The 26,144-nt window shown below is 48.9% G+C and carries 22 protein-coding genes and 1 pseudogene; 18 read left to right on the forward strand and 5 right to left on the reverse strand.

What is annotated here, in order from left to right; translation table 11 throughout:
* Positions 1 to 74 precede the first annotated feature (74 nt).
* From coaBC to slmA, 3 genes are all read left to right on the forward strand, one after another.
* Positions 75 to 1,289 carry a bifunctional phosphopantothenoylcysteine decarboxylase/phosphopantothenate--cysteine ligase CoaBC gene (gene coaBC, locus BIT28_RS07590; protein ID WP_075763019.1) on the forward strand — a complete coding sequence of 405 codons (1,215 nt, stop codon included), beginning with the start codon at positions 75 to 77 and terminating at the stop codon, positions 1,287 to 1,289.
* 10 nt (positions 1,290 to 1,299) lie between these two features.
* On the forward strand, positions 1,300 to 1,755 hold the full coding sequence (dut, locus tag BIT28_RS07595; RefSeq protein WP_075763020.1) for a dUTP diphosphatase: 456 nt from the start codon (positions 1,300 to 1,302) through the stop codon (positions 1,753 to 1,755).
* A gap of 224 nt (positions 1,756 to 1,979) precedes the next feature.
* Complete coding sequence (slmA, locus tag BIT28_RS07600; protein ID WP_075763021.1) at positions 1,980 to 2,570, forward strand: nucleoid occlusion factor SlmA; 591 nt, start codon at positions 1,980 to 1,982, stop codon at positions 2,568 to 2,570.
* Between the two features lie 176 nt (positions 2,571 to 2,746).
* On the opposite strand, the gene pyrE is transcribed toward slmA, so the two are convergent.
* Entirely contained in the window at positions 2,747 to 3,388 is a 642-nt protein-coding gene (gene pyrE, locus BIT28_RS07605; protein WP_075763022.1) for an orotate phosphoribosyltransferase, read from the reverse strand.
* A 118-nt stretch (positions 3,389 to 3,506) separates the two neighbouring features.
* Complete coding sequence (rph, locus tag BIT28_RS07610) at positions 3,507 to 4,223, reverse strand: ribonuclease PH (RefSeq protein ID WP_075763023.1); 717 nt, start codon at positions 4,221 to 4,223, stop codon at positions 3,507 to 3,509.
* 254 nt (positions 4,224 to 4,477) lie between these two features.
* On the opposite strand from rph, the gene BIT28_RS07615 reads away from it, so the two are divergent.
* The 3 genes and pseudogenes from BIT28_RS07615 to BIT28_RS30340 all read left to right on the forward strand — a co-directional run.
* Entirely contained in the window at positions 4,478 to 5,341 is an 864-nt protein-coding gene (locus tag BIT28_RS07615) for a YicC/YloC family endoribonuclease (protein ID WP_075763024.1), read from the forward strand.
* A 228-nt stretch (positions 5,342 to 5,569) separates the two neighbouring features.
* Complete coding sequence (locus tag BIT28_RS07620; protein WP_075763025.1) at positions 5,570 to 6,784, forward strand: tyrosine-type recombinase/integrase; 1,215 nt, start codon at positions 5,570 to 5,572, stop codon at positions 6,782 to 6,784.
* Between the two features lie 346 nt (positions 6,785 to 7,130).
* A pseudogene (locus BIT28_RS30340) lies at positions 7,131 to 7,232 on the forward strand (integrase); the annotation flags it as partial.
* Positions 7,233 to 7,688: 456 nt separating this feature from the next.
* Here BIT28_RS30340 and dsdC read toward each other — a convergent pair.
* Entirely contained in the window at positions 7,689 to 8,642 is a 954-nt protein-coding gene (gene dsdC / locus BIT28_RS07625) for a DNA-binding transcriptional regulator DsdC (RefSeq protein ID WP_075763026.1), read from the reverse strand.
* Positions 8,643 to 8,929: 287 nt separating this feature from the next.
* Here dsdC and BIT28_RS07630 point away from each other — a divergent pair, with 287 nt between their 5' ends.
* The 4 genes from BIT28_RS07630 to BIT28_RS07645 all read left to right on the forward strand — a co-directional run bounded on the left by BIT28_RS07630 (position 8,930) and on the right by BIT28_RS07645 (position 13,450).
* Entirely contained in the window at positions 8,930 to 10,261 is a 1,332-nt protein-coding gene (locus BIT28_RS07630; RefSeq protein WP_075763027.1) for a D-serine ammonia-lyase, read from the forward strand.
* A gap of 75 nt (positions 10,262 to 10,336) precedes the next feature.
* A complete protein-coding gene (locus BIT28_RS07635; protein WP_075763028.1) occupies positions 10,337 to 11,500 on the forward strand; it encodes a M20 aminoacylase family protein in 1,164 nt (387 codons plus the stop codon).
* Between the two features lie 58 nt (positions 11,501 to 11,558).
* Entirely contained in the window at positions 11,559 to 12,779 is a 1,221-nt protein-coding gene (locus BIT28_RS07640) for an MFS transporter (RefSeq protein WP_075763029.1), read from the forward strand.
* Between the two features lie 56 nt (positions 12,780 to 12,835).
* Positions 12,836 to 13,450, forward strand: a complete 615-nt coding sequence (locus BIT28_RS07645) for a trimeric intracellular cation channel family protein (RefSeq protein WP_075763030.1) — start codon at positions 12,836 to 12,838, stop codon at positions 13,448 to 13,450.
* Positions 13,451 to 13,954: 504 nt separating this feature from the next.
* Here the strand turns inward: BIT28_RS07645 and BIT28_RS07655 are convergent.
* Positions 13,955 to 14,809, reverse strand: a complete 855-nt coding sequence (locus BIT28_RS07655) for a hypothetical protein (protein ID WP_075763031.1) — start codon at positions 14,807 to 14,809, stop codon at positions 13,955 to 13,957.
* 136 nt (positions 14,810 to 14,945) lie between these two features.
* Positions 14,946 to 15,152: a helix-turn-helix transcriptional regulator gene (locus tag BIT28_RS07660; protein ID WP_075763032.1), complete on the reverse strand. Its 207-nt coding sequence runs from the start codon at positions 15,150 to 15,152 to the stop codon at positions 14,946 to 14,948.
* A gap of 270 nt (positions 15,153 to 15,422) precedes the next feature.
* Between BIT28_RS07660 and BIT28_RS07665 the strand changes: the two genes are divergently transcribed.
* The 8 genes from BIT28_RS07665 (at position 15,423) to BIT28_RS07700 (ending at position 26,030) form a co-directional block, all read left to right on the forward strand.
* Positions 15,423 to 15,971 carry a hypothetical protein gene (locus BIT28_RS07665; protein ID WP_075763033.1) on the forward strand — a complete coding sequence of 183 codons (549 nt, stop codon included), beginning with the start codon at positions 15,423 to 15,425 and terminating at the stop codon, positions 15,969 to 15,971.
* Between the two features lie 106 nt (positions 15,972 to 16,077).
* Positions 16,078 to 17,805: an ApeA N-terminal domain 1-containing protein gene (locus BIT28_RS07670; protein WP_075763034.1), complete on the forward strand. Its 1,728-nt coding sequence runs from the start codon at positions 16,078 to 16,080 to the stop codon at positions 17,803 to 17,805.
* A 497-nt stretch (positions 17,806 to 18,302) separates the two neighbouring features.
* Positions 18,303 to 18,929 carry a guanylate kinase gene (gene gmk, locus BIT28_RS07675; RefSeq protein WP_075763035.1) on the forward strand — a complete coding sequence of 209 codons (627 nt, stop codon included), beginning with the start codon at positions 18,303 to 18,305 and terminating at the stop codon, positions 18,927 to 18,929.
* Positions 18,930 to 18,979: 50 nt separating this feature from the next.
* Positions 18,980 to 19,255, forward strand: coding sequence for a DNA-directed RNA polymerase subunit omega (rpoZ, locus tag BIT28_RS07680; protein ID WP_036821454.1), 276 nt, complete (start codon positions 18,980 to 18,982; stop codon positions 19,253 to 19,255).
* Positions 19,256 to 19,273: 18 nt separating this feature from the next.
* Positions 19,274 to 21,376: a bifunctional GTP diphosphokinase/guanosine-3',5'-bis pyrophosphate 3'-pyrophosphohydrolase gene (spoT, locus tag BIT28_RS07685; protein ID WP_075763036.1), complete on the forward strand. Its 2,103-nt coding sequence runs from the start codon at positions 19,274 to 19,276 to the stop codon at positions 21,374 to 21,376.
* 96 nt (positions 21,377 to 21,472) lie between these two features.
* The gene (trmH, locus tag BIT28_RS07690) at positions 21,473 to 22,180 is read left to right on the forward strand and encodes a tRNA (guanosine(18)-2'-O)-methyltransferase TrmH (RefSeq protein WP_075763037.1); all 708 of its coding nucleotides are present in this window, start codon (positions 21,473 to 21,475) and stop codon (positions 22,178 to 22,180) included.
* Between the two features lie 21 nt (positions 22,181 to 22,201).
* Positions 22,202 to 24,283: an ATP-dependent DNA helicase RecG gene (recG, locus tag BIT28_RS07695; protein WP_075763038.1), complete on the forward strand. Its 2,082-nt coding sequence runs from the start codon at positions 22,202 to 22,204 to the stop codon at positions 24,281 to 24,283.
* A gap of 376 nt (positions 24,284 to 24,659) precedes the next feature.
* The gene (locus BIT28_RS07700; protein WP_075763039.1) at positions 24,660 to 26,030 is read left to right on the forward strand and encodes a uracil-xanthine permease family protein; all 1,371 of its coding nucleotides are present in this window, start codon (positions 24,660 to 24,662) and stop codon (positions 26,028 to 26,030) included.
* Positions 26,031 to 26,144 lie beyond the last annotated feature (114 nt).

Below are 26,144 nucleotides of genomic sequence, written 5' to 3' on the forward strand. Positions count from 1 at the left end.
TAACGGTGAATCTCACGGCCTTTGGTGCTATCTTGTTGGCCTGATTGAATTGGCTCACAGAGACAGGCAGAACAATGGAAACACTGGCAGGAAAAAAAATACTTCTGGGGATCAGCGGCGGCATTGCTGCTTATAAATGCGCAGAGCTGACGCGCCGCTTGATAGAGCGCGGCGCCGAGGTGCGAGTCGTGATGACCCAATCTGCCCAAGAGTTTATTACTCCGCTCACCATGCAGGCAGTCTCGGGAAATCCTGTCTCTGATAGCCTTTTCGACCCTGCCGCCGAGGCCTCTATGGGGCATATCGAACTGGCCAAATGGGCCGACTTGGTCCTGCTGGCACCGGCAACTGCCGACCTGATTGCCCGCATCGCTGTCGGTATGGGCAATGATCTGCTCAGCACCCTGTGTCTGGCCACGGACTCGCCGATTGCCGTTGCCCCGGCGATGAACCAGCAGATGTACAGCAATATTGCTACCCAGGAAAACCTGACCACCCTGGCACGACGCAGCTTCCACATCTGGGGGCCAGCCAGCGGCGAACAGGCCTGTGGCGATGTCGGCCCGGGACGCATGCTCGAGCCGATGGATCTGGTTCACTGTGCCGAGGAGTTCTTTCAGCCTGCCGATTTAAGCAATATCAAGATTGCTATCACCGCCGGTCCAACCCGGGAAGCCATCGATCCGGTTCGCTACCTGACCAACCACAGCTCGGGCAAAATGGGTTACGCCATTGCCGAAGCGGCCGCCAAGCGCGGCGCACACGTCACCCTGATCAGTGGCCCGGTCAATCTGGCTACCCCTGCGGGCGTCGAGCGTATCGATACCGACAGCGCCGAGCAGATGCACCAGGCGGCGATGGACGCGGCAACCAGCCACGATATTTTCATCTCCTGTGCTGCCGTAGCCGATTTTCGTCCGGCAGAGATCGCCTCTCAGAAAATGAAGAAAAAGTCCGGTGAAGACGAAATGGTGCTTCGACTGGTCAAAAATCCGGATATTGTTGCCAGCGTTGCAGCTCTGGCACAACACCGTCCCTTCACCGTCGGCTTCGCCGCAGAAACCCAGGACGTAGAGCAATACGCCCGCGGTAAACTAAGCCGCAAAAACTTAGATTTAATTTGTGCCAATGATGTCTCCCAGCAAGGCCTGGGGTTTAACAGCGACAGCAATGCCCTGCACCTGTACTGGCCAGATGGCGACAAAGCGCTACCCCTGGCATCAAAGCATGACCTCGGCCAGCAGTTGATCAGCGAAATCATTGACCTGTTTAAAAAGAAGCAGAACTAAGAGAGCAAGCATGAAGAACATTGACCTGAAAATCCTCGACCCGCGCGTCGGTAATGAATTTCCGCTTCCAGCCTACGCGACAGAAGGATCGGCCGGCCTCGACCTCCGTGCCTGCCTGGATGAAGCCCTGACCGTCGAGCCCGGCCAAACGCATCTGATCCCGACAGGCGTCGCTATCCACATTGCCGATCCGGGCCTGGCGGCTACCATTCTGCCTCGCTCTGGCCTGGGCCATAAGCACGGTATCGTACTGGGTAACCTGGTCGGGCTTATCGATTCGGATTATCAGGGCCAGTTGATGGTATCGGTGTGGAACCGCGGCCACAGCACCTTTAGTATCGAGCCGGGCGATCGTATTGCCCAGCTGGTCTTTGTCCCTGTGGTACAGGCTGATTTCAACATAGTGTCGGACTTCGATGCCAGCGACCGCGGCGAAGGCGGATTCGGTCACTCCGGCCGCCAGTAAGTACGCTCCGGCAGTTCGCCCTCTTCTCGCGACTGATGGCGAATTAGTCGAAACAGATCAAATATAAAGCTCGCCGCTTCAGGTTGAGCTTTTTTTGCCGATAAAGAGATCAGTATCTAACGCCAGCGCTTTTCACGGCGCGGCTGCATCGCTAAGATAAGCGGGTTTGATCGGCAGGTTAGCGCTGTCGGCAACAAACTCATTTCGAAAAGGAACGGTTATTCATGGCTGGCAATAAAAAAAACAATCGCCGCGAAGAAATTTTGCAAGCGCTGGCGCAAATGCTGGAGTCTGCCCAGGGCAGTCAACGCATTACCACCGCCAAGCTGGCAGCACAGGTTGGTGTTTCAGAAGCCGCCCTGTACCGCCATTTCCCGAGCAAGGCACGGATGTTCGAAGGACTGATTGAATTTATCGAAGACTCAATCACCACCCGCATCAATCGCATCCTCGATGACGAGAAGGACACCCTTAACCGCCTGCGCATGGTCCTACAATTAATCCTCGGTTTTGCCGAACGCAATCCCGGCCTGACCCGTATTATGACCGGCCATGCCCTGATGTTCGAACAAGACCGCCTTCAGGCTCGGATCAACCAGCTGTTCGAGCGTATCGAAACCCAACTTCGCCAAATCCTGCGCGAGCGCAAGCTGCGTGAAGGCAAGGGCTTCCCTGTCGATGAAAGCATCCTGGCTGCACAGCTACTGGGCCAGGTAGAAGGCAGCCTCAATCGCTTCGTCCGTTCAAACTTCAAGTACAAGCCGACCGAGAGCTTTGACGACTACTGGCGACTGCTAAGTGCAGAACTAGGTTAAGTCCAGAGCCGAGTTCAGAGGCGCAAGTTTCGAGATAAAAAAGCGAAAGGCAGATACCTCTCGCTTTTTTTGTTTATACGACCACTGCAAACTCAATAGTACGCAATTTTTGCTCCTCCCACTTTTCAAGGGGGAGGCCGGGAGGGGGTTGATCTTTACCCCACCCTAACCCTCTATTACACACCGTACTCAGCACGGTATGCCTTCACCGCCTCAAGGTGCGTTTCCATGCCATCCTGCTCTTCCAGGTAGCTCACCACATCACCCAGCGACACAATAGAAATCACCGCACAGCCGAAATCGCGCTCAACTTCCTGGATCGCCGACAGCTCACCCTTGCCTTTTTCCTGACGGTCAATCGCCACCAGTACACCAGCCAGATCGGCACCGTTGGCCTTGATAATCTCCATCGATTCACGAATCGCCGTGCCTGCCGTGATCACATCGTCAACCAGCATAATACGGCCTTCCAGTGCGCTGCCGACCAGGTTGCCGCCCTCACCGTGTGCTTTGGCCTCTTTGCGGTTGAAGCAATAAGGCGTATCGACATCATGGTGATCAGCCAGCGCAACCGCGGTGGTTGTAGCAATCGGGATCCCCTTGTACGCAGGGCCAAACAGCACATCATACTCGATGCCTGCATCCACCAAAGCTTCAGCGTAAAAACGGCCCAGACGTGCAAGATCACGACCTGTATTGAACAGACCCGCATTAAAAAAGTACGGGCTCTTACGGCCAGATTTCAGAGTAAACTCACCAAACTTAAGAACACCTTTTTCCAGGGCGAATTCGATGAACTGACGCTGATATGCTTTCATGGTTTCTCCTATCTATAATCGGTATTTGTACTGTTACACAAAGTCCAAACCTGGCAGATTCACTCTCTCACCAAAATTTAGACAAAAAAAAGCGGCTCCAACAGGAACCGCTTCAAAATCAATTTTCCAACGCTCGCTTCTGAACGCTGATAATGTCGTCAATGCCGGACTTGGCCAGCGCCAGCATTGCCAGCAACTCTTCGTGGCTGAAGGCCTCGCCCTCCGCCGTGCCCTGGATTTCGATCATCTTGCCTTCTTCGGTCATCACCACGTTCATGTCGGTTTCGGCAGCAGAGTCTTCGACATATTCAAGATCGCAAATCGGCTCGCCGTTATAGATACCAACCGACACAGCGGCAACCATTCCCTTCAGCGGGCTTTCCTTCAGCAGGCCTTTCTCGATCATGTAGTTGATGGCATCAACCAAAGCAACCATCGCACCGGTAATAGAAGCCGTACGGGTACCGCCGTCAGCCTGGATAACATCACAATCAACAGTGATCATCTGTTCGCCAAGGGCTTCCAGGTCTACCGCCGCACGCAGGCTACGTGCTATCAGGCGCTGAATTTCCATGGTACGACCGCCTTGCTTGCCGCTGGCCGCTTCACGGCGGTTACGCGAATGGGTTGCACGTGGCAGCATGCCGTATTCAGCCGTCACCCAGCCCTGTCCCTTGCCTTTGAGCCAGCGCGGTACATTCTCTTCAACACTTGCTGTACAAATCACTTTGGTATCGCCGAACTCGACTAATACCGAGCCTTCCGCATGAGCTGTGAAGTTACGGGTGATCGTAATTGGACGTACTTGACTGGTGCTTCTTCCGCTTGGACGCATCGGGACCTTACCTTTAGCTGGGCTATATTAACCGGCGATTATAGCCAGTTCTCAGGCGCAGTGCACGTGAATCCCGATTCCGCTCTGTTGCCCACACAGTCATACCACCGCACTTCATTTCTTTTGTCCTGGATGGTGAGTATAATCAACACTATCCGGTAACTACGCACCGACGTTTTCTATTTCGCTTCCGGCCGCAGCGCCGTAAGCCAAATAAGTAGTTACATCCATCACCTTAAAAGGGCCATCAGCCAATGATCCATAGCATGACCGCCTATGCCCGTCGCGAAGTAAAAGGCGACTGGGGCACTGCCGTTTGGGAAATTCGTTCTGTTAACCAGCGTTATCTGGAAACCTACCTTCGTATGCCTGAACAGTTCCGCAGCTTAGAACCTGTACTGCGCGAGCGATTCCGCAAGCGCCTGGCCCGCGGAAAGGTAGAATGCAACCTGCGCTTTGAAGCCAACACCGCCGCCAGTAACGAGCTGAGCATCAACGAGGAGCTGGCCAAGCAGGTGATCAAGGCGGCCAAGTGGGTCAAGGATACCTCCGGCGAAGGCAGTATCGGTCCGTTCCAGGTCCTGAATTGGCCGGGCGTAATGGAAGCACCAGAGCAAGACCTGGATGCCATCAACAAAGACTTGCTGGCAGGGTTTGACGAAGCCATCAATGACTTTATCGCGGCACGCGCCAGCGAAGGCAAGAACATGAAGGACCTGATTGACCAGCGTCTGGAAGCCATCGCCGTTGAAGCAGCCAAAGTGCGTGAGCAGATGCCCGAGATCATCAACTGGCAGCGTGAGCGCCTGATGAGTCGCTTTGAAGAAGCCAAGGTCGAGCTGGACCCGGGCCGTGTCGAACAGGAACTGATCCTGATGGCACAAAAGAGCGATGTCGCCGAAGAGCTGGACCGCCTTGACTCCCATGTCAAAGAAACCCAGAAAATCATGAAAAAAGGCGGGGCCTGCGGTCGTCGTCTCGATTTTATGATGCAGGAGTTCAACCGCGAGTCGAACACCCTGGCCTCTAAGTCAATCAGCACCGATGTCACCGCTTCTGCGGTCGAGCTAAAGGTCCTGATCGAACAGATGCGCGAGCAGATCCAGAACATAGAGTAAAGTCCCACAAGGTTCTAACACGCCCATAACTCGAATAAAAAACAACAAGTTATGGGCAAAACCTTTCCTACTGAGTCCTAACAAACCCTATTACTACCCAAAAACTTCGGGGAGTAAAACGGGTAGACACCCCTCAAAATTCTTTCCAAATCAGCAAGACCACCACTTTACTACCCACCACTATCAGAGCTACTATTGGTATATCTTCTTTTTAATCAGCGTAGCGGTATGGGAAAACTAAAGGTAAACCAAGTTAAGTCTTTGGTTAGTAACAATAAAGTTGGCCGTCATAGTGATGGTAATGGCTTATACCTGATGATCCCTAAGTCTGGTCAAGCTTATTGGATGCTCAGATATACGATTATGGGTAAACGCCGTGAGATGACCATCGACAAAGTTAAGCACCTTTCTTTAGCCGATGCCCGATACAAGGCAATGGAACTAAAGAAGAAAGTAAGTAACGAAGAAGATCCGCTAGCGGAGCGCAAACAGCACCAAGCCATAACTATCAAGCTGGTCGATCACCTATATGAAGACTGGTATGCCGATTTAGCGACAAGACTGAAGCATCCCAACATCCCAAAGAGAATCTATCAACGAGATATCGGCCCGATTATTGGAAGAAAGAAAATCAATTCCGTATCTCCCCTTGATATCCGGACAATCATCCGAGGTGTTGCAAATAGTGGACGACCAACCGTTGCCAATGACACGCTAATGTATTGCAAACAACTGTTTAACCACGGAATTAAGCTAGGCTTAAGTGAGAATAATCCAGCATCAGCATTTTCTGTGAATGATGCGGGTGGTGTAGAAGAGAGTCGGGATCGAGCACTTTCTCTTGATGAGATTCAGAAAACCTTTGAAGTTTTCCAAGAGAACTTGCCAAGTTTTGGACGGGACAACTACTTAGCTTGCGCACTGCTGCTTTCTCTTGGTATTCGTAAGACAGAGCTGACGGAAGCTAAATGGTCTGAGTTTGATCTGAGCAACGCACTGTGGCATTTGCCTGATGAAAGAGCGAAGAGAGGTACAGGAATAACCATACCACTGACTGATCAGGTAGTTGCATGGCTTGAGGAGCTGCGTATCAGAGCGTGTGGTTCTGAATACCTGTTTCCTGCTAGAAGAGCAAGCAAACTACCTCATATGGGGAAAGATACCCTAAACAGAGCAATCTCTAAGCTCTTCGGACGAGAGCCCGGACGAAAAGTACAGCCACCTAACAAAATGGGAGATATTGAGCATTTTACCATCCATGATCTAAGGAGAACCTTCAGAACTCACCTCTCTATTTGTGGTGTTCCTTACCATATCGGGGAAAGATGCTTGAATCATCAGCTTGGTAAGCTGATTGAGACTTATGACACCCATGATTATCTTAATGAAAGAAAGGAAGCACTGAATAAGCTTTCAGCAGTGCTTAAAGAGTATATATCTTAAAACACCGCCAGAATTATTGTGATGGATAAATCGGTTCTGCCCCTTTCTTATTTAGAGCAGGAGCTCTTCACTAAACAAGCATAATCATATTGATCGATATTTTCTAATGTTAAAGCTCATATGCAGACGGTTTATGGAGGTTTACATGTGGTGAGCAAAATAATATTTCGGTAACTTACTAGACAAAGGGATAACTCTCTTACCCAGATTCAGTTTTTACTCGTTCGTATCAATTTATACTTTCAGCTATAAGAACATTCACTCATTTCTTATCAACTGCTTACCCAAAAGTTCCTATTGATAGCCAAACTAAATGTTGACCAGTAACACTTAAAAGGAGGTCAATATGAGAATGTCCTCTTTAGGCAGATGTAGTGGCATAAAAAGGCCATACAAGCTAAAAGAAATCTGGCGAATCAGAACTAGACTTGAGATTGAAAGCAACCTATCAGCGACTCATTCTATCGATCAATTATTAGAAATTGCGCTGTAAAACTTGGAATTAATGCGGACTAGCATGGTACTCATTCCATGCGCCAAATCAAAGCGAGTACGATATTATTTAGCTTAATGCTCAACTGTCGGGCTAATGGTATGAGCCGTACACTTATCTTCGTCAAGTTCTTACTAGTTGCCTCAACGTGAAGAAAATGCCGATCTTAGTGACCTGTGATTCTGTAGCAAAATACTTCATCAAGGTTACTGTGGGCCGAAATACCTGCTTATAGAAAGGTCATTCAGTTGGTCAGCCGAGAAACAGAGCTTCTGATCGAGAACTTGTCTTCATAACATAAAAATCCGAGTGCTGAGAAACACTCGGATTTTGACAGCTTCTAAGGATCGTTCAGCCGACTTATTGCTTAAATGATCATCATTAGCCAACAATGGTGAACTTTTATTTGAATCAAAGGTTAACGTTGTCTTCTCGTGCTTTTTCAATAAGCCACTCAACAAACACCTTAACTCTTGGGCTCTGGTTTATGTACGGGGTAATAGCGTAGTAGTCGTGCTTACAATCAAGTTCTAGGTCAGGGAATGGCTTAACCAAAATACCGCTTTCAATGTGCTTATCTATCAATCTTCGGCGTCCAATAGCCACGCCACCATGATTTATTGCTGAAATGATCGATAGGTCTGAACGGTCAAAGCCAACTTTACGACAATCATCCAACCAATCTATACCAAATGATTTGGCCCAAAACGACCATTCACTGAACTCGGACTTGTAATCCCAAGCCTGCTTGTCGTAAAGCAAAGTGCAGTTAGCAAGTGCGTCAACGCGGCCTGTTAGTTCGTGATCTTCCGCATATTGAGGGCTACACACAGCGACAATTGATTCGCCCATTAGCTTTTCGTAATGGATGCCTTCGGGGTTATTGTCGTCATAGTAGATAGCAACATCAACGTTGTACTTGTTGAAGTTTATGTACTCATTCCCCGTAAGAATGTTTAGGTCTATCAGTGGATACTTCTTGTAGAAGTCAGTTAGTTTAGGAACGAGCCAGCACTGAGCAATGGATGGTCGGGAGTATATGGACAGTTTGCCAGACAACTCGCTGCTTTTGATTTCACCAATCTCTTGGTTTATTGCTCGCAGCGAAGAATACAACGAAGAATAAACGCGCTCCCCTTCGCTGGTGAGTTTTATCTTTCGGTGGTATCGATGGAAAAGCTTAAATCCAAGCTCTTCTTCAAGAATATTGATCCGGTGGCTAATTGCGCTAGGAGTTAGAGAAAGTTCCTCTGCAGCCAGTGAGAATGACTGGTGACGGGCGGCAGCCTCAAAAGTATGAAGCTTTGATAGTTGGTGGCTGCTTACTGCCCAATCTTTGGTTAGGTTATTGTTGTTTGTGTACATGGTAGATGCGTCGTGAAAGTGCCAATTTAGTGGCGAGCAAGAATACTACCAGCAATAGTCAGAAACACGCAAAATGCTCAAGTTCTGACAAAAAAGGTCAATAAAGACAAAAAAGTGTGAAGTTAGCTCCTTCTTGTTTCAATCCAGCTCAACTTAGTTGTGAGTTTTGATCGTTTGACCGCTCCGCCGGATAACCGGAAAATTACACCCCATAGCAAACTCCAAAAGTTGCTTCACAACTTGATATACAGCCTTGCTCCTTAATCACAAACACAAAAGAGATAGAAATGAACCAGGAAAAACTAGCCGAGCTTACTTCTAGCTTCCCACTTCTTCACAACCTCATGAGCCTGGAAGAACTAGTTTGGTTTAATCCAAATGCGACAACTCTTGAGGCTGGCCTTCCTTACGTGGGGCTTGATGAAAATGACGTGCAGGACGCAAGTGAACGACTTAAGCGCTTTGCACCATACTTGTGCAAGGCATTCCCTGAACTAGAGGCCACCAGAGGCATTATTGAGTCTGAGGTTCAAGCAATCCCTGCAATGCAGGAGTATCTAAGCAATCACTATGGAGTGAAAATCTCTGGCAAGATGCTAATGAAGAAAGACAGCCACCTTCCTATCTCTGGCTCGATCAAGGCGCGAGGTGGTATTTACGAGGTTCTTAAGCACGCTGAAGAGCTGGCGATAAATGCAGGCTTGCTTTCAGTGGAAGACAATTACGAAAAGCTTTACTCGGATGAGCTGAAGTCGTTCTTCAGCGAACACAGCATTGCGGTTGGCTCTACGGGTAACTTAGGCATGTCTATCGGCATCATCAGTGCAAAGCTTGGTTTTCAGGTAAGTGTTCACATGTCTGCAGATGCCAGAACGTGGAAGAAGTACAAACTTCGATCTCTAGGCGTAACGGTTGTAGAACACGAGCAAGACTACGGCGTAGCTGTAGAGAAAGGCCGTGAAGATGCGAAAGATGATCCGAAGTGCTTTTTTATCGATGACGAGAACTCTCGAAACCTATTCCTTGGCTACTCGGTAGCTGGCGAGCGACTTAAGAAGCAGTTCGACGATATGGGTATCAAAGTTGATAGCGACAACCCACTGTTCGTTTACCTACCGTGTGGCGTAGGCGGTGGGCCGGGTGGCGTTGCGTTCGGTCTTAAGCTGGCGTTTGGTGACAATGTTCGCTGCATCTTTGCAGAACCAACTCACTCACCTTGCATGCTGCTTGGTGTTTACACAGGCCTACATGACGGCATTTCTGTTCAAGAGCTTGGCATCGACAACATTACTGCTGCAGACGGCCTAGCAGTTGGCCGTGCCTCTGGCTTTGTTGGCCGTGCAATGGAGCGCCTGCTTGATGGCTTCTACACCATTACGGATGAGAATATGTACAAGCACTTGGGCGAGCTTTCAGAGCTTGAGGATGTTCAGCTAGAGCCTTCAGCACTATCTGGCATGGTTGGCCCTGTTCACGTATCAAAAGGCAAAGAGTACCAAGATCGAATGGACCTTACTGAAGAGAAGCTGGAGAACGCAACACACCTTGTATGGGCGACTGGCGGCGGCATGGTTCCGGCAGCTGAAATGACTGCGTACCTAGCGAAGTCAGGCCGATAGCAAATCAAAATGGAGCGCTGCACGGCGCTCCTTATACGAAATTCCCAAAATTTCCAATAGCAAGGAGCACCCACAATGATAAAAGAAATAGAAAGCAACAAATCGATGTTCGCAGAGTGGCGACGTGAGTTCCACATGTATCCAGAGATTAGCTACAAAGAGCACGACACGGCAAAGAAAGTCGCTGAAATGCTTGATAGCTTCGGATTCGACGAGGTACACACTGGAATTGGTGGTACTGGCTTAGTTGGCGTCCTTAAGGGTAAGTATCCATCAAACAAGACTGTTGGCCTTCGTGCTGATATGGATGCCCTAGCAATGGAAGAGCTTAACGAGTTCGAACACGCATCAAAGAATAAAGGCGTAATGCACGCTTGCGGCCATGACGGCCACATGGCAACACTTCTAGCTGCGGCATGGTACTTATCGCAAGGTCGAGAGTTTAGCGGAAAAATCCACTTTATTTTCCAGACTGCAGAGGAAGAGCTTACTGGCTCAAAGACCATGATCGACGACGGCCTATTCGAACGATTCCCTTGTGGTGTGATTTACGGCCAGCACAACATGCCACACGTACCTGAAGGCCACATTTGGCTTCGTGAAGGTGCAATTGAAGCAAGCTGCGATCGATTCGATATTGAGATTGTAGGCAAGGGCGGCCATGCGGCTATGCCAGAAGGTATGATTGACGGCCCATTGGTGATGAGTAATATCATCATGGCGGCGCATACAATCGTATCTCGCAACGTATCACCACTAGAATCTGTGGTTCTTTCTTTTGCTGACGCGCATGCAGGTTCTGGCACTTACAACATCATGCCTAAAACGGCGACCTTAAAAGGCTGTGTTCGCGCATTCGATGAAGGCATTCGCCAGCTTACTCTTAAGCGACTAAAAGAGGTTGTTGAAATGACAGCCCAAGCGCACGGTGCTAAAGCAACTGTTACCGTTCGTGACGGAAGCTGCCCTGCGACGGTTAACAATCCAGAACAGGCCAAGCTTGTTGCTAAGGTCGCGGCCGACCTAATTGGAGAAGACAAGGTTAACGCTGACTGCCGACCACTATCCGGCAGCGAAGACTTCTCTTGGATGCTTCAAGATATTGAAGGTTGCTACTTCTTCGTGGGCAACGAGGGGTCATCTCTACACAACCCATCTTACGACTTTAACGACAGCATAATTCCACTTGGCGCATCGATGTTTGTGAAGCTAGTTGAGCACAACCTTCCTGCTCAATAACCAGTCATAGCCCCCGCATCCAGCAGCAGGAGGGGGCAAAATCAAATAAGGTCAATCTATGAAATCAGAAAAATACATTGTCGAATTTTTAATGTTCGCAGTTTATCTCGTGTTTGGCGCGAGTTGGAGTACTACTGGTGCAGTTGGTGCACAAATCATGCAGGACTATGGTATAGGCGTTGCCGACTCAGCAATGATGACCAATGCAATTCTTTGGGCAAAAATCCTTGGTGCGCTTGGCATTGCCGTTGTTACCTACAAGCTTGGGATCAAGAAGTCCTACCTTCTTGCACTACTTTTAGTTGGTACAGCTGTGTTCGTCCCATTCACTGATAACTTTTACACGCTTGTTCTAATCCGATTCCTAAACGGCCTAGGCGGAGCGATGTGCCTAGTATCAATGGTTCCGGTAGTGGCTCACTACTTTGATGCAAAGACGGGAGCGAAGCTTAACAGTATCAATGGTATTCCTAACGTTATCGGTTCTGCGATTGTTCTTATGTTTGCAGCGCCTCTAATCGAATTTGCTGGTGGCTGGAAAACCCTTCTAGCGTCTTACGGCTGGATCACGCTTGCATTCGCTGTTGCTTGGATAGTCTTCTTCAAGGATTTTAAGCAAGAGAAAGGCCAAGAGCCAACGCCAGAAGAGAAGCGTGCGGAGATCAAGACGGTTGTTAAGTCTCGCGTAGTTTGGAGCATGATCATTCAGTATGTTGGAGGCTTGCTAATGCTCCTAGTGCCATTCACATACCTGCCGACTTACTATGCAGAGTATGCAAACCTTCCTGCAGACAGTATTGCTTACCTTGCCCCTTCAATTAACCAGATTGGTATTGTTGTTGGTGCGGCACTATCTATTTGGCTGAAAGGCAAAGGCGTTCAATACCAGAAGCTATTTGCTGTCACATCAGTAATCATGGCGGTTACAACTTACATGATGTTCTTTGGCTCAAATGAGTACATTATTGTTGCTGGTGCGTTTGGTGCGGGGATGATGCTGTCTTCTTGGTTCAGTTTCATCTTCTCTCTACCTCGCGAACTTCTCAAGAACCCATCAACAAACACAATCATGTTTGCTATGTCTACGTTCTGGCTTGCGTCGTACATCTTGGCTACGGTAAACACTCAGATTGTTGGCTACTTAGTAGATATGACTGGCAGCTTTGTTAGCGCGTTCTACTACGTTCTTGTGATTCTGGTGGTTTGTCCTATCTTGGCTCAGATGATGTTCCCTAAGTCGAAAGCCGAAAAGCCGTTAGTAGCCAGCGAGGCTGTTTAAACTCTAATTGATAACCAAGCTCTCGAAAGAGGGCTTTTCTTTGGTACGTTCTCTATATGTCACTAATTTACTTCTTCGATATCTTCGGCACTGCAATTTTTGCGATATCAGGTGTGTTGGTTGCTTCACGATTCAGAATGGACGCGTTTGGCGCTCTTGTCCTCGGAGGCCTAACAGCCATTGGCGGTGGGACGGTTCGTGACGTTGCGCTTGGTGCTACCCCTGTATTTTGGATGAATGACAACACATACCTTTGGACAATCCTTATTACATGCATTGCTTCAGTCATCCTTGTTCGAAGTAAGAAGACCATACCGAATTGGCCACTACTAATCTGTGACGCAGTTGGCCTGGCCGTGTTCGTTGGAATTGGATTCGATAAGGCTATGCAGTTTCAAGATTCATACGTAGTCGCAACGACCATGGGTGTAATTACTGGATGCGGGGGAGGAATCCTTAGAGACTCGCTAACAGGTGAGGTGGCTGGCGTACTTCAACAGGAAATATACGCGACGTCTTGTATAATTGGTGGCGTGACCTATGCCATGGCTCTGAATGTTGGGGTAGACAACATGACGTCGTTCACGATGTGTGTGGCTGTGACACTTGTAATTAGGATGACATCAATGTTGTTTAACTGGTCATTGCCGTTAGCATGTTCAGACAAATAAACAAAAACCACCATCTTGAACTGGCCTCCAATAGTTGGATAACCAATTGTTGGGGGGCTTTTGATGTTCAAATATAGCCGCGATTTTAGGTACCTTGTTGCTAAGCAATGTTTAAATGGCTTGTCATTTCTGCACCTAGCTAAACAACATTCAATATCTTCTAGACAAATTAAATACTGGACTCAAGTCTTTGCTATAATTACAAGTTATGCGAAAAGTCAGAGTGTTCTATGGTTCGTAACTCGGAATTGTCCAGTTGTGAGTTACGATACCCGCAGGCCGACAGTACGATCTAGTCGTGACTTACCAGCGGATATGTATGATTGAGTATGAGCCACTACATATGAGGCTAACTCAACCTATACATTCTAATTGATATTGGCTAGATGGTAGATATTGCTTCTACCACCGCAGAAAGACTAGTGTTGTCAGGTGATTTTCATAGAAATAGCCTTTATATGCATCTATACCCCTCATACACTAGTCTATTACAACAGATAGCAGTTAAAAATTGGAATGTCTAAGCCAGACACTGGCTTTACGTCGAACTAAGAACTTCTTCAGTCCCATCTCATACATCCAGCAAAGATAGTTACAAAACAACCGCTCTTCGAGCCGGTATTTCTTAGTACGTCTTTTCCTATTTGGTGTTTTGAAGTCTCTGACTTCGTTAAATCCTAATTTATACAGGTAGCTAATCTGCTTCCGTGGATCCTGTATTTCCTGAACGAGAAATGGTCTAGCTATAACGTTGCTCTTGATATGCTCGGGATGTAATTTGCCAACTTTCCCAGATAATCTTGCTATGGCTTCCTCATTTCCTGACAACCTAGCAAACAAGTGATAGTGACCAAGCCATTTTTGTGGTGTCTTGTGAAAATCCATCTCAAATGCACCCAAAACTGGGCCAGTCACTTTACTGTTAAACAATAGCTTGCCAAGTCTAGTTTTATCCGCTTTGATGTCATAATCAACAAATCCATAGGCATCGACGGCGCGAGAATACTGGACAATATTCATTGCGCAAAAGCGAGTATCTGGATCTCTTTCTAGCTCATGCACAATTGAGCGCAAGATTGAACGATAGATTTCAATCTGAAACATGCGAACGCATCTTTTACAAGCAGGACTTTTACATGGTTCTTCATCCGTACAGAATTCCAACTTGTCCGCTAGTTCGTGCATATATCCAGTTGTGTACCTTACATATGGCTCTAAGTAGATACTATCTGCGGTCTTTCTTAGCACATCTACACGATACTCATCTTCTATCGCTGCATCGTAGTAGTTATAAATCCAGTCCCATTCTTCAATCCATGATTCGAATTGTAGCTCTTTCAAATTTAATTTCTTGCTCATGATTTGAACACCTTATTTACCTTGCTAATCAAGTTTACGGACTGCGCTCGTACGCTCGGTCTCAACTCAATCCACTCAATAATCTTCATCCCAACCAATCTTGCGGACACAACTGATGTAAGTTTTCTTTTAGCCATTATTCAGAATCTCCTACGTCAACTTCTGCACCATAAGAACCATTCATCCACTGCTTGATATCTGATACCCGCCAGAAAACAATTCGACCACACTTCTTTGTGTGCTCTGGAAACTTCCCTTGTGAGATCCACAGATACAATGTTGAGTTAGAGATGCAGAGCTGTTCCAAGATCATTTCACGTCTAATCAAACCTAAATCTGTCATGACATTCTCCTCAGTTTTTTGATGTCACAACTCGATTTACAGTTTTCAAAACAGCCCATTTCTCATATACCAAAGCACTTGTGAGACTCACAATTGAGTCTTTGGAAAAACCAAAAATCGTGAGGCTCACAGAAATTAAATTGTATGTTTACAATAAGTTATAATCACAAACATTTATCGAGCCTCACAAGAAACCCAAGAGAACACTTGATATTACGTGAGTCTCACACCATAGTATGACCAACACAAAATCAATGTGAGACTCACGGAATGAAGCTAAGAATCAAAAAGAAGACAGCGAAAGACATAGAAAAAGAAAAGAAAGAAAAGCAGAAAAGAGCAGCCAATGTCCGGAGAAGAAAAGCAGACAATCTCCGTAGAAATTCCGGACTTAAAATGAAGAAGGTTCATCTTCATCAGGAAACACTTACTGATTTAAAAACGCTTGCTAAGCAGCATGGTTTTGTCACTTCTGATGATGAGCTTGGCTATGATGACTTATCTTGTTTGATAACACTATTTGCCGATTATTTGTTGAACAATAACTCTTTTGAGGCTATAGACTATGAAACCATAATGCTAAAGCGGCTACATCTCACAGTTAAATACTGTCAGTATGAGGATGATTCGCTTGTTGCAATGGATGAGTATGAAATATCTGAACTGCTTCAGAACTACAACTACACACTACAAGAAGAAACGATAAAGCTCTTACTAGGCAGAGAGGCTTCAGAATCCGATTTCGATTGGTCAGATGATATTATCAACGCATTGTCAGATGAGGAGAAGGTAAAATCAACGATCGATGCTCTTACTTAGTAAGGAAACGGTAGATCAGTTCTTATATGGATCGTGTCTATTGAATTGAGTTTTGTTTGTGAAATCGTAGAATGAATTGAAACTGGTTTTATATTGATGCGATGTAATGGAACTAACACTCGACTGTGAAAAACAGATAAATGTCAAACTCGGCGATGGTAGTTATGGAATACTCTCGTTTGAAAGGGGCAGGTTTCCAACGCTCAAATGTGCAAATAGATTTGAGCCGTTTTTATCTCAGGATGCAGATGAAATCCTCGTTCATGATTACGTAAGTGGTGGTGAATCATCGTACTATTTATCAGGCCGTCATGGTTTTTCATACGATAATGAGCTGTTTGATCACGTATACACTGGATCTGCAGATAGAAATCAAATTACACAAGTCTCGTTTATCATGCCTCAGCTTTCTGTCTACTTTAATCATGAGATAAAAAGGAGGTTGAAGAAGGGTGGAGACGTATCAGCTCAAACCAACATTGAGCCACTGCATGCAGAGTTAGTTAACAGCAATAGTATTAAGAACGTTAATATCTTTCAATCTAAACACTTGAAGGACAATGATAATGGAGATGGTTTCGTATTCACTAGTACCCTAGACATCAATTTCACTTACGATACCCCTGTTTCAATGGAAGAGATTTCCAAACTAATGTTCAAAGTGACTAACCTGTTTACTTGGCTGTTTGGAACACCGAGTTATGTAACAAGAGTTGAGTTGTATGACGGAGACTCAAACAAGGGGTATCTATATGTCCCAAGTCATAAGGTTAAAGAGACCGAAAAGGTTTCTCAGCCCTACCCATTCATGCCTGCCGATCAACTAAGAACCTCATTTCAAGCAATCTGTCAGAGCTACTTTGTTGATAACAAGTTTATTTTCGACAAAATATGGTCGAAGACAATTCCATTGTTCAACATTAAAAATGTCCTTGAATATGAACTTATGCTATATGCATCAATACTTGATAAGTATTTTAGTTATAGAGTTGATCGGCATGAGCTGAGTAACGTGATGTCACAAAATGACTATGCTAAGTTCATTTCAAGAGTAACGTCTCTTGCAGAGAATGATCCATTGATAGCAGGTGTTATTGGTGAAGGTGCTGTGGTCAATATAGCAGATGAAACCACTCTCAAAAGACTCATACCAAATCGTAGTGCAGCAACTCTCAATAAGAAAGCTAAAACTTACTTACGTTATATCGGTAAAACTGTATCAGATGTGTTCATCAATGATAAAGATTTCTATCAGATCAAGGAGATACGAGATCGAGCCGCACACGGTGAGATGGAAACTCTATCGACTCAACAAGTCTACTTGTATCTGAACAAGATCAAGATGCTTACTATGTATTTGATATATAAAGACTTAGGTGTTTCAGAAAACAGTTTCCTTGAACTACTCTGTATTCCTTATAATGAAATGAAGCAAGGTTGCCGAATGGATTCATTTAAGCGTGATATTGCTTTAAACAAAGCAAATATAATGCAGGTCGACGAGTCCACATTTAACTTCTTGAAGAGCGAACGAGGTATCTTTAATTTCGTATTTTCTAGAGAACAGCATATCTATTACGTTGATAAGGAGTTAACTCATAGGCTAAAAGTAGAGTTCTTTGGTGAGCAAGCTACAAGTAAGCACAGGAATATCGAAGAGTTTGTACAATCACTTGTTTCTTATAGAAAAAAAGCTGCATATATTTCAGAGTCTTACGTTCAGTATGGCAAGCAGACGTATTTACTGAGAGGTATAGTTGTTATCGATAAACTCAGCAAATTACAGTCATTTAGAAAACCTCGGATCGCTGGTGAAAGCTGCGACAATACATAGTGTTTTTGTATTCTAATGGTGACATGCTACTTTTGCTAAGCTGAACATAGTGCGTTAGGACAACATCTCTAATGCGTCTATGACCAAGGGCGAGCCAGAACAATCTCATTAGTATGTGATGTTAAAAAACTAGTTGCTGTATATTATACATGCATGCACGAGCTACAAGATGGTTACTTGGGGGGTATATTGGGTAGTAAAAACTGCAAATCGGCCAATAATGACAACATAAGCAACTGACAAATAAACATTTATTGTCATTACCCAACATTAAGATCCAGAACATCGAGTAATCAACGCGTTCACTAAAAAAAGGCAGTGCTACCGCTGCCTTTTTTGATCACTTTATACAGGCAGACACAAGCGAAAAATCCATCTAGGCTTAAGATTACGGCCATAACGTTTGAAAAAGATGATTTTTCAGGCAACCAGATAATTTCAATTGTGCGCAGATCATGATAATCTGCGCGCCCTTCTATCACTGAGTGAAACAGGCAATGAGCAAAGGTACTCTATACATCGTGTCGGCACCAAGTGGCGCTGGTAAATCAAGCTTGATTAACGCCCTTCTTGAAACAAACCCGACCTATGACATGAAAGTATCCGTATCCCACACCACACGCGGCATGCGTCCGGGTGAGGAACACGGCGTTCATTACAATTTCATTAGTGTGGAAGAGTTTACTGAGCTGGCAGAGCAAGGTGCATTCCTTGAACATGCCGAAGTCTTTGGCAACTACTACGGTACTTCCCGTCCCTGGATTGAAGAGCAGCTAAATAAAGGCATTGATGTCTTTTTGGACATCGACTGGCAGGGTGCGCGTCAGATTCGCAAGCAAATGCCAGAAGCCAAGAGCCTGTTTATTCTGCCTCCGTCAAAAGAGGAGCTGGAGCGTCGTCTGAACGCCCGCGGCCAGGACAGCGATGCCATTATTGCCCGTCGAATGCAGGAAGCACGCTCGGAAATCTCCCATTATGACGAGTACGACTACGTTATCGTCAATGATGATTTCGACGTTGCGCTGATGGACTTTAAGGCCATTATTCGTGCAGAACGATTGAAGCAAGACAAACAAGCTGCTAAATATAACAGCATGCTCAATGCCCTACTGGCAGAACAGTAACAATTTTTGTACAATTTCCCATCTTTTATATATAACCACTGGAGTCCTCCATGGCACGCGTAACCGTTCAAGACGCTGTTGATAAAATTGGCAACCGTTTCGATCTGATCCAAATTGCTTCACGCCGCGCTCGTCAGATGCAAACTGGCGGTAAGGATCCACTGGTTCCGGAAGAAAACGATAAGTATACAGTGATCGCGCTTCGTGAAATCGAAGAAGGCCTGATCACTAAAGATATCCTGGATGCTCGTGAGCGTCAGGAACTTCAAGAGCAAGAAGCAGCAGAGCTAGCAGCTGTTAGCGCTATTGCAGGCGACCACCGTTAATTCAGGGAACCGGGCGAATTGTATCTTTTTGATAGCCTGAAAGAAGTCGCAATCGAATACCTGCCTGAGTCTCAAATCGAGGCGCTCAGGCAGGCGTATCTCGTTGCGCGAGATGCCCACGAAGGGCAGACCCGCTCAAGCGGCGAACCGTATATTATCCACCCGATTGCCGTAGCCCGCATCCTGGCGGAAATGCGCCTCGACTACGAGACGCTGATGGCAGCCCTCCTCCACGACGTTATCGAAGATACCGAGGTCACCAAAGACGATCTCGACAGCCGTTTCGGCTCGACGGTAGCCGAGCTGGTCGACGGGGTATCGAAGCTGGACAAACTGAAGTTCCGCGACCGCAAAGAAGCGCAAGCCGAGAACTTCCGTAAAATGATCATGGCCATGGCCCATGATATCCGCGTTATTCTGATCAAGCTCGCTGACCGCACGCACAATATGCGGACCCTCGGCGCCTTGCGTCCGGACAAACGCCGTCGTATTGCCCGCGAAACACTGGAGATATTCTCTCCGCTGGCCCACCGCCTGGGTATCCACAATATCAAGACCGAGCTCGAAGAGCTGGGCTTTGAGGCGCTATATCCAAACCGCTACCGGGTACTCAAAGAAGTGGTGGCAGCAGCCCGCGGCAATCGCAAAGAAATGATTAACAAGATCCACGCCGAAATCGAGGGACGTCTCGACGATGCGGGGATCGAAGGCAAGGTACTGGGCCGCGAAAAGAACCTGTACTCCATCTATAACAAGATGAAGAACAAGGAGCAGCGCTTCCACTCGATCATGGACATCTACGCCTTCCGCGTACTGGTCACCGATCTGGATACCTGCTACCGCGTGCTTGGCCAGGTCCATAACCTGTACAAGCCCCGTCCGAGCCGAATGAAAGACTACATCGCCATTCCGAAAGCCAATGGCTACCAGTCGCTGCACACCTCGCTGGTCGGCCCGCACGGGGTACCGGTCGAAGTGCAGATCCGTACCGATGACATGGATCAGATGGCGGACAAAGGCGTCGCTGCCCACTGGACCTACAAAGACGGTGAAAGCAGCGGCACGACAGCGCAGGTCAAAGCCCAGCGCTGGATGCAGAGCCTGCTGGAGCTGCAGCAAAGTGCCGGTAGCTCGTTCGAGTTCATCGAAAACGTCAAATCAGATCTGTTCCCGGATGAACTGTACGTCTTCACGCCGAAAGGCCGGATTGTCGAGCTGCCTGTCGGGGCAACGGCGGTCGATTTTGCCTACGCGGTCCATACCGATGTCGGCAATGCCTGTGTCGGAGCCCGGGTGGAACGCCAGCCTTATCCGCTGAGCAAACCACTGAAAAACGGCCAGACCATTGACATCATCAGTGCGCCGGGTGCACGCCCGAATGCAGCATGGCTCAATTATGTCGTAACCTCGCGCGCGCGGACCAAAATCCGCCAGGTACTCAAGACTATGCGCCGCGAGGAGTCCATCACCTTGGGACGCCGCCTGCTCAACCATGCACTGGGCGAGCTGAGCATCGACCAAATCGATCCGGATAACCTGCACCAGGTACTGACCGATTTGCGCCTCGAGACGATTGACGACCTGCTGGCCGCTATCGGCCTGGGTGAGTTGATGAGCGTGGTGATTGCCCGCCGTCTACTGGGCAATGTCGACGAGCTGACCGTAAAGGAAACCACCCATCGCCTGCCGATCCAGGGTGCGGACGGTATCCTGCTGACGTTTGCCAACTGCTGTCATCCAATCCATGGCGATCCGATCATGGCCCATGTCAGCCCGGGCAAAGGCCTGGTGATCCACCGGGAAGAATGCGCCAACATCCGTGGCTACCAGAAAGAACCGGACAAATACATGCCGGTCGAATGGAGCGAGGACTTCGAGCAGGAGTTCGTCACCAACCTGAAGGTCGACATGCAGAACCATCAGGGGGCACTGGCCGATCTGACCAATACCATCGCGGGCACCGGTTCCAATATCCAGGGGCTGGCCACCGAAGAAAAAGATGGCCGTCTCTATACCATTACGGTACGCCTGACAACCAAGGGGCGCATCCATCTGGCCAATATCATGCGCCGTATCCGGGTCATGCCGAATGTGGTCCGCGTATCACGCCAGAAGAACTGATGGCCAAAAGAACAACGGGTTAGCCCAGCTTTCCTATACTGAACATAAACGCCCGTTTTCGGGCGTTTTCTTTATTAAAGAACGACAAAGAACACTATGACTCCCGATCGTTTTCAACGTATTCAGTCTGTCCTGGCAACCCGCCAGCCAGATCTGACGGTATGCATGGAAGAAGTGCATAAACCCAACAACGTCTCTGCCATTATCCGTACGGCCGATGCCGTGGGGGTACACAAAGTCCACGCCGTCTGGCCAAAGGAAGGCATGCGAGTACTGAGTCACACCTCGGCAGGTGCCCGCAACTGGGTCGAGCTCGAAACCCATGACAATATGGTCAATGCCGTCAACACGCTAAAAGAGCAAGGCATGCAGGTGCTGGCGACCAACTTGTCGGATACCGCGATAGATTTCCGTGATGTCGATTACACCAAGCCTACCGCCATCATTCTCGGCGGCGAGAAAAATGGGATCACGCCTGAAGCCCTCGCCCTTGCCGATCAGGACATCATCATTCCGATGGTCGGTATGGTACAGTCACTGAATGTCTCGGTCGCCAGCGCCCTGATCCTCTACGAGGCCCAGCGTCAGCGCCAGAATGCCGGCATGTACGATCTGGAGAAAACCCAGCTGCCTGATGAGGTCGTTCACCGTATTCTGTTTGAGCGGGGTCATCCGGTACTGGCAAAAGTTGCCCGCCGCAAAGGGCTAGCATACCCGCCACTGGATGAGCACGGGCAGATTGCCGCTGATGACCAGTGGTGGAGCATCATGCAGGCCACCGAGCCAAAGAAAAAAGCCAAATAACAGCCACAATCGGGATAAGCGATGAGCGGAAAACTACTTGATACCATAGCCCTGACCGAACTGTCCGGTGTTGGTGCCAAAATGGCAGAAAAGCTGGAAAAGATTGGTCTGAACACCGTCCAGGATCTGTTGTTCCACCTTCCGCTCCGTTATGAAGACCGAACCCGGATCTGGCCGATTGCCAATGCCATGCCCGGCCAGTACCTGACTATTCAGGGCGAAGTGCTAAACAGCAATATCAGCTTTGGCAAACGGCGGATGCTGACGGTAAAAATCAGCGACAGCAGCGGCTCGGCGACACTGCGTTTTTTCAACTTCAACGCGGCGATGAAAAACAGCCTCAGCGAAGGCAAACAGGTCAAAGCCTACGGCGAGCTCAAGCGCGGTAAGTTCGGGCTGGAAATCATCCACCCGGATTACAAGGTCTTCTCCGAACCGACCGAGCTCAGCGTCGAGGAAACCCTCACCCCGGTCTACCCGACTACCGACGGCCTGCGCCAGCTTACCCTGCGTAACCTGACCGATCAGGCCCTTCGCCTGCTCGACAAGGCAGCCGTCAGCGAGCTATTACCTGATGGCTTATACGATCGCCAGATGACACTGGCCCAGGCGTTGCACATCATGCACCGCCCGACCCCGGATGTCTCCCTTGATCAGCTAGAGGAAGGCAAGCATCCGGCCCAGCACCGGCTGATCCTCGAAGAGCTGCTGGCACAGAACCTGTCGATGCTGGCGGTGCGCAGCAAAAGCCAACAGCACGAAGCCTGGCCGCTAACCGCTTCCGATAGCTTAAAAACCCGGCTTCTCGACAGCCTGCCGTTCAGCCCGACCGGGGCCCAGCAACGGGTTGTCGCCGATATCGAAACTGATCTGGCCAAACCGCACCCGATGATGAGACTGGTTCAGGGCGATGTCGGATCGGGCAAAACCCTAGTCGCGGCGTTGGCAGCGTTGCGCGCCATTGAACACGGCTATCAGGTCGCCCTCATGGCGCCGACCGAGCTACTGGCCGAGCAACATGCGATTAACTTTGCCAACTGGCTCAACCCGATGGATATCGAGGTCGGCTGGCTGGCCGGCAAGCTCAAGGGCAAAGCGCGCAATAGCGAGCTAGCCCGCATCGAAAGCGGTGAAGCCAAAATGGTAGTCGGCACCCACGCCCTGTTTCAGGAGCAAGTGGTATTTAGCAACCTCGCACTGGTAATTATCGATGAACAGCACCGATTCGGTGTCCACCAGCGCCTGGAGCTGCGCGAGAAAGGGGCCAATGAAGGTCGCTACCCGCACCAGCTGATCATGACCGCGACCCCGATCCCCCGTACCCTGGCCATGACCGCCTATGCCGATCTCGAAACATCGGTCATTGACGAGCTGCCGCCGGGCCGGACCCCGATCCAGACCGTCGCCCTACCCGATTCGCGCCGGGCAGAAATTATCGAACGGATCCGCTCGGCCTGCCTCAACGAAGACCGGCAGGCATACTGGGTCTGTACTCTGATTGATGAATCCGAGGTCCTAGAGGCGCAAGCCGCTTCCGACACCGCCGACGAGCTCACCGCACAACTTCCCGACCTCAATATCGGGCTCGTGCACGGCCGGATGAAGCCGGCTGAAAAACAAGAAATCATGAAGCGCTTCAAGGACGGCGAGCTGCACCTGCTGGTTGCCACCACCGTCATTGAGGTCGGGGTAGACGTGCCCAACGCCAGTCTGATGATCATCGAAAACCCCGAGCGCCTCGGTCTGGCGCAGCTGCACCAGTTGCGCGGACGGGTCGGCCGGGGCAGTGTTGCCAGCCATTGTGTCCTGCTCTATCACGCCCCGCTGTCAAAGACCGCTCAGAAGCGTCTCGGTGTACTCCGCGAGAGCAGCGATGGCTTTGTGATTGCCCAGCGCGATCTGGAAATTCGCGGACCGGGAGAACTGCTGGGTACCAAGCAGACCGGTATCGCCGAATTCAAAGTCGCCGATCTGGTACGTGACCAACACCTGATCCCCCAGGTCCAGAAACTGGCCCGCTATGTCCACGACCGCTACCCGGACAATGCCAAGGCCATCATTGATCGCTGGCTCGGACAACGCGAGAACTACTCAAACGCCTAACCAACACAGTAATTCAGCCAGAGAAGGTAAAAAATCACCTTTCTGGCTGATAGCAATCGCTTGGCTGACACTATAATTCCGTACTGTGATCTTGGCAGCCTAGGATAAATAACGCCTCTGGCACATTTCTTACGTTTTCACCCTTCCTCAGTGTATTTCCTAAGCAAGCAAAAATAATCCAAAACAAAACACGCAAACGTTTGCTATTTACAGAAAGATAATTAAAATAGCGCACAAATTTCACCCACTTTCACTTCTCCCGGTGTCAGCTCGGATCTGAGTAACAGCAATCACAGATATAACCAGCTTTCACAACGCAGTGCCCATTCAGCGCATCGCAAAGGGATACCGAAGTAAGTCCAAGGAAAAAACGGCCATGACCCGCCAACATAGCGACATCGAAACACCACGTAATTCTGATCTGATCTACCGTCTGGAAGACAGGCCACCACTGCCACAAACCCTGTTTGCCGCCACCCAGCATTTGCTGGCTATGTTTGTCGCGGTGATCACCCCGTCGCTGATCATCTGTCAGGCGCTGGGCGTTCCGGCCAGCGATACCAATACCATCGTCAGTATGTCCCTATTTGCCTCGGGGCTGGCTTCGTTCATCCAAATTCGTACCTTTGGTCCTGTCGGCTCCGGTCTGCTGTCGATTCAGGGTACCAGCTTTAACTTCCTCGGCCCGATTATTGGTGCCGGTCTGGCGCTCAAAGCCGGCGGAGCCGATATCCCAACCATGATGGCCGCCATTTTCGGCACTATCCTGGTCGCCTCGCTGACTGAGGTCTTTATCTCTCGAGTCCTTCAGCATGCCCAGCGCGTAATCACCCCGCTGGTCTCCGGTATTGTGGTGACTCTGATTGGCCTGACCCTGATCCAGATTGGCCTGACGTCAATGGGCGGAGGCTACGCCGCAATTGAAAACGGCAGCTTCGGTAGCCTCGACAACCTGATGCTGGCCGGCACTGTGCTGGGGTTAATCGTGCTACTCAATCGGGTCAAGAACCCATACCTGCGTGTTTCATCGATCGTTATCGCGATGGCTGCCGGCACCGTGCTGGCATGGCTGACCGGCATGATCGATACCTCGCGCGCCGCCGATACCGACCTGATAGCCATTCCGCTGCCGATGCAATATGGCCTGGGATTTGACTGGTCACTGCTCATCCCGCTTGTAATAGTCTTTGCCATCACCTCACTTGAAGCCATCGGCGATATTACCGCCACCTCGGAAACTTCAGAGCAACCTGTAGCCGGACCGGTCTACATGAAACGCATTAAAGGCGGGGTACTTGCCGACGGTATCAACTCGGCACTGGCCTCGGTATTAAACAGTTTCCCAAATTCGACCTTCAGCCAGAACAACGGCATCATCCAGTTGACCGGCGTCGCCAGCCGCTATATCGGTTACTTTGTTGCCGGAATGCTGGTACTGCTCGGGCTGTTCCCGGGTGTCGCCAATCTGGTGCAGCTGATCCCTGAGCCAGTCCTGGGCGGTGCAACCATCGTGATGTTCGGTACTATTGCCGCCTCAGGGGTCCGCATTATTTCCCGCTGCGAGCTCGACCGCCGTGCCATTCTGATCATGGCCCTGTCCTTTTCGATGGGACTGGGTATTGCCCAAAAACCGGAAATCCTCCAGTTCATGCCTGAATGGATTAAAAGCATTTTATCGTCGGGGATGGCCGCAGGTGGTATTACGGCAATCGTTCTGAATCTGGTGCTGCCGGAAGAGAAAAAATAGTCAAAAAGTGTCGCTAACGGCATAAGCAGTATGCAATCGAGTAGGAGGAGGCCTCGCGGCCTCCGTCCTCTCACACCACCGTACAAGCGTGGGTCGCATACGGCGGTTCCGAAT

This window comes from Photobacterium proteolyticum, from assembly GCF_001939735.1.
Taxonomy (GTDB): Bacteria; Pseudomonadota; Gammaproteobacteria; order Enterobacterales; family Vibrionaceae; genus Photobacterium; species Photobacterium proteolyticum.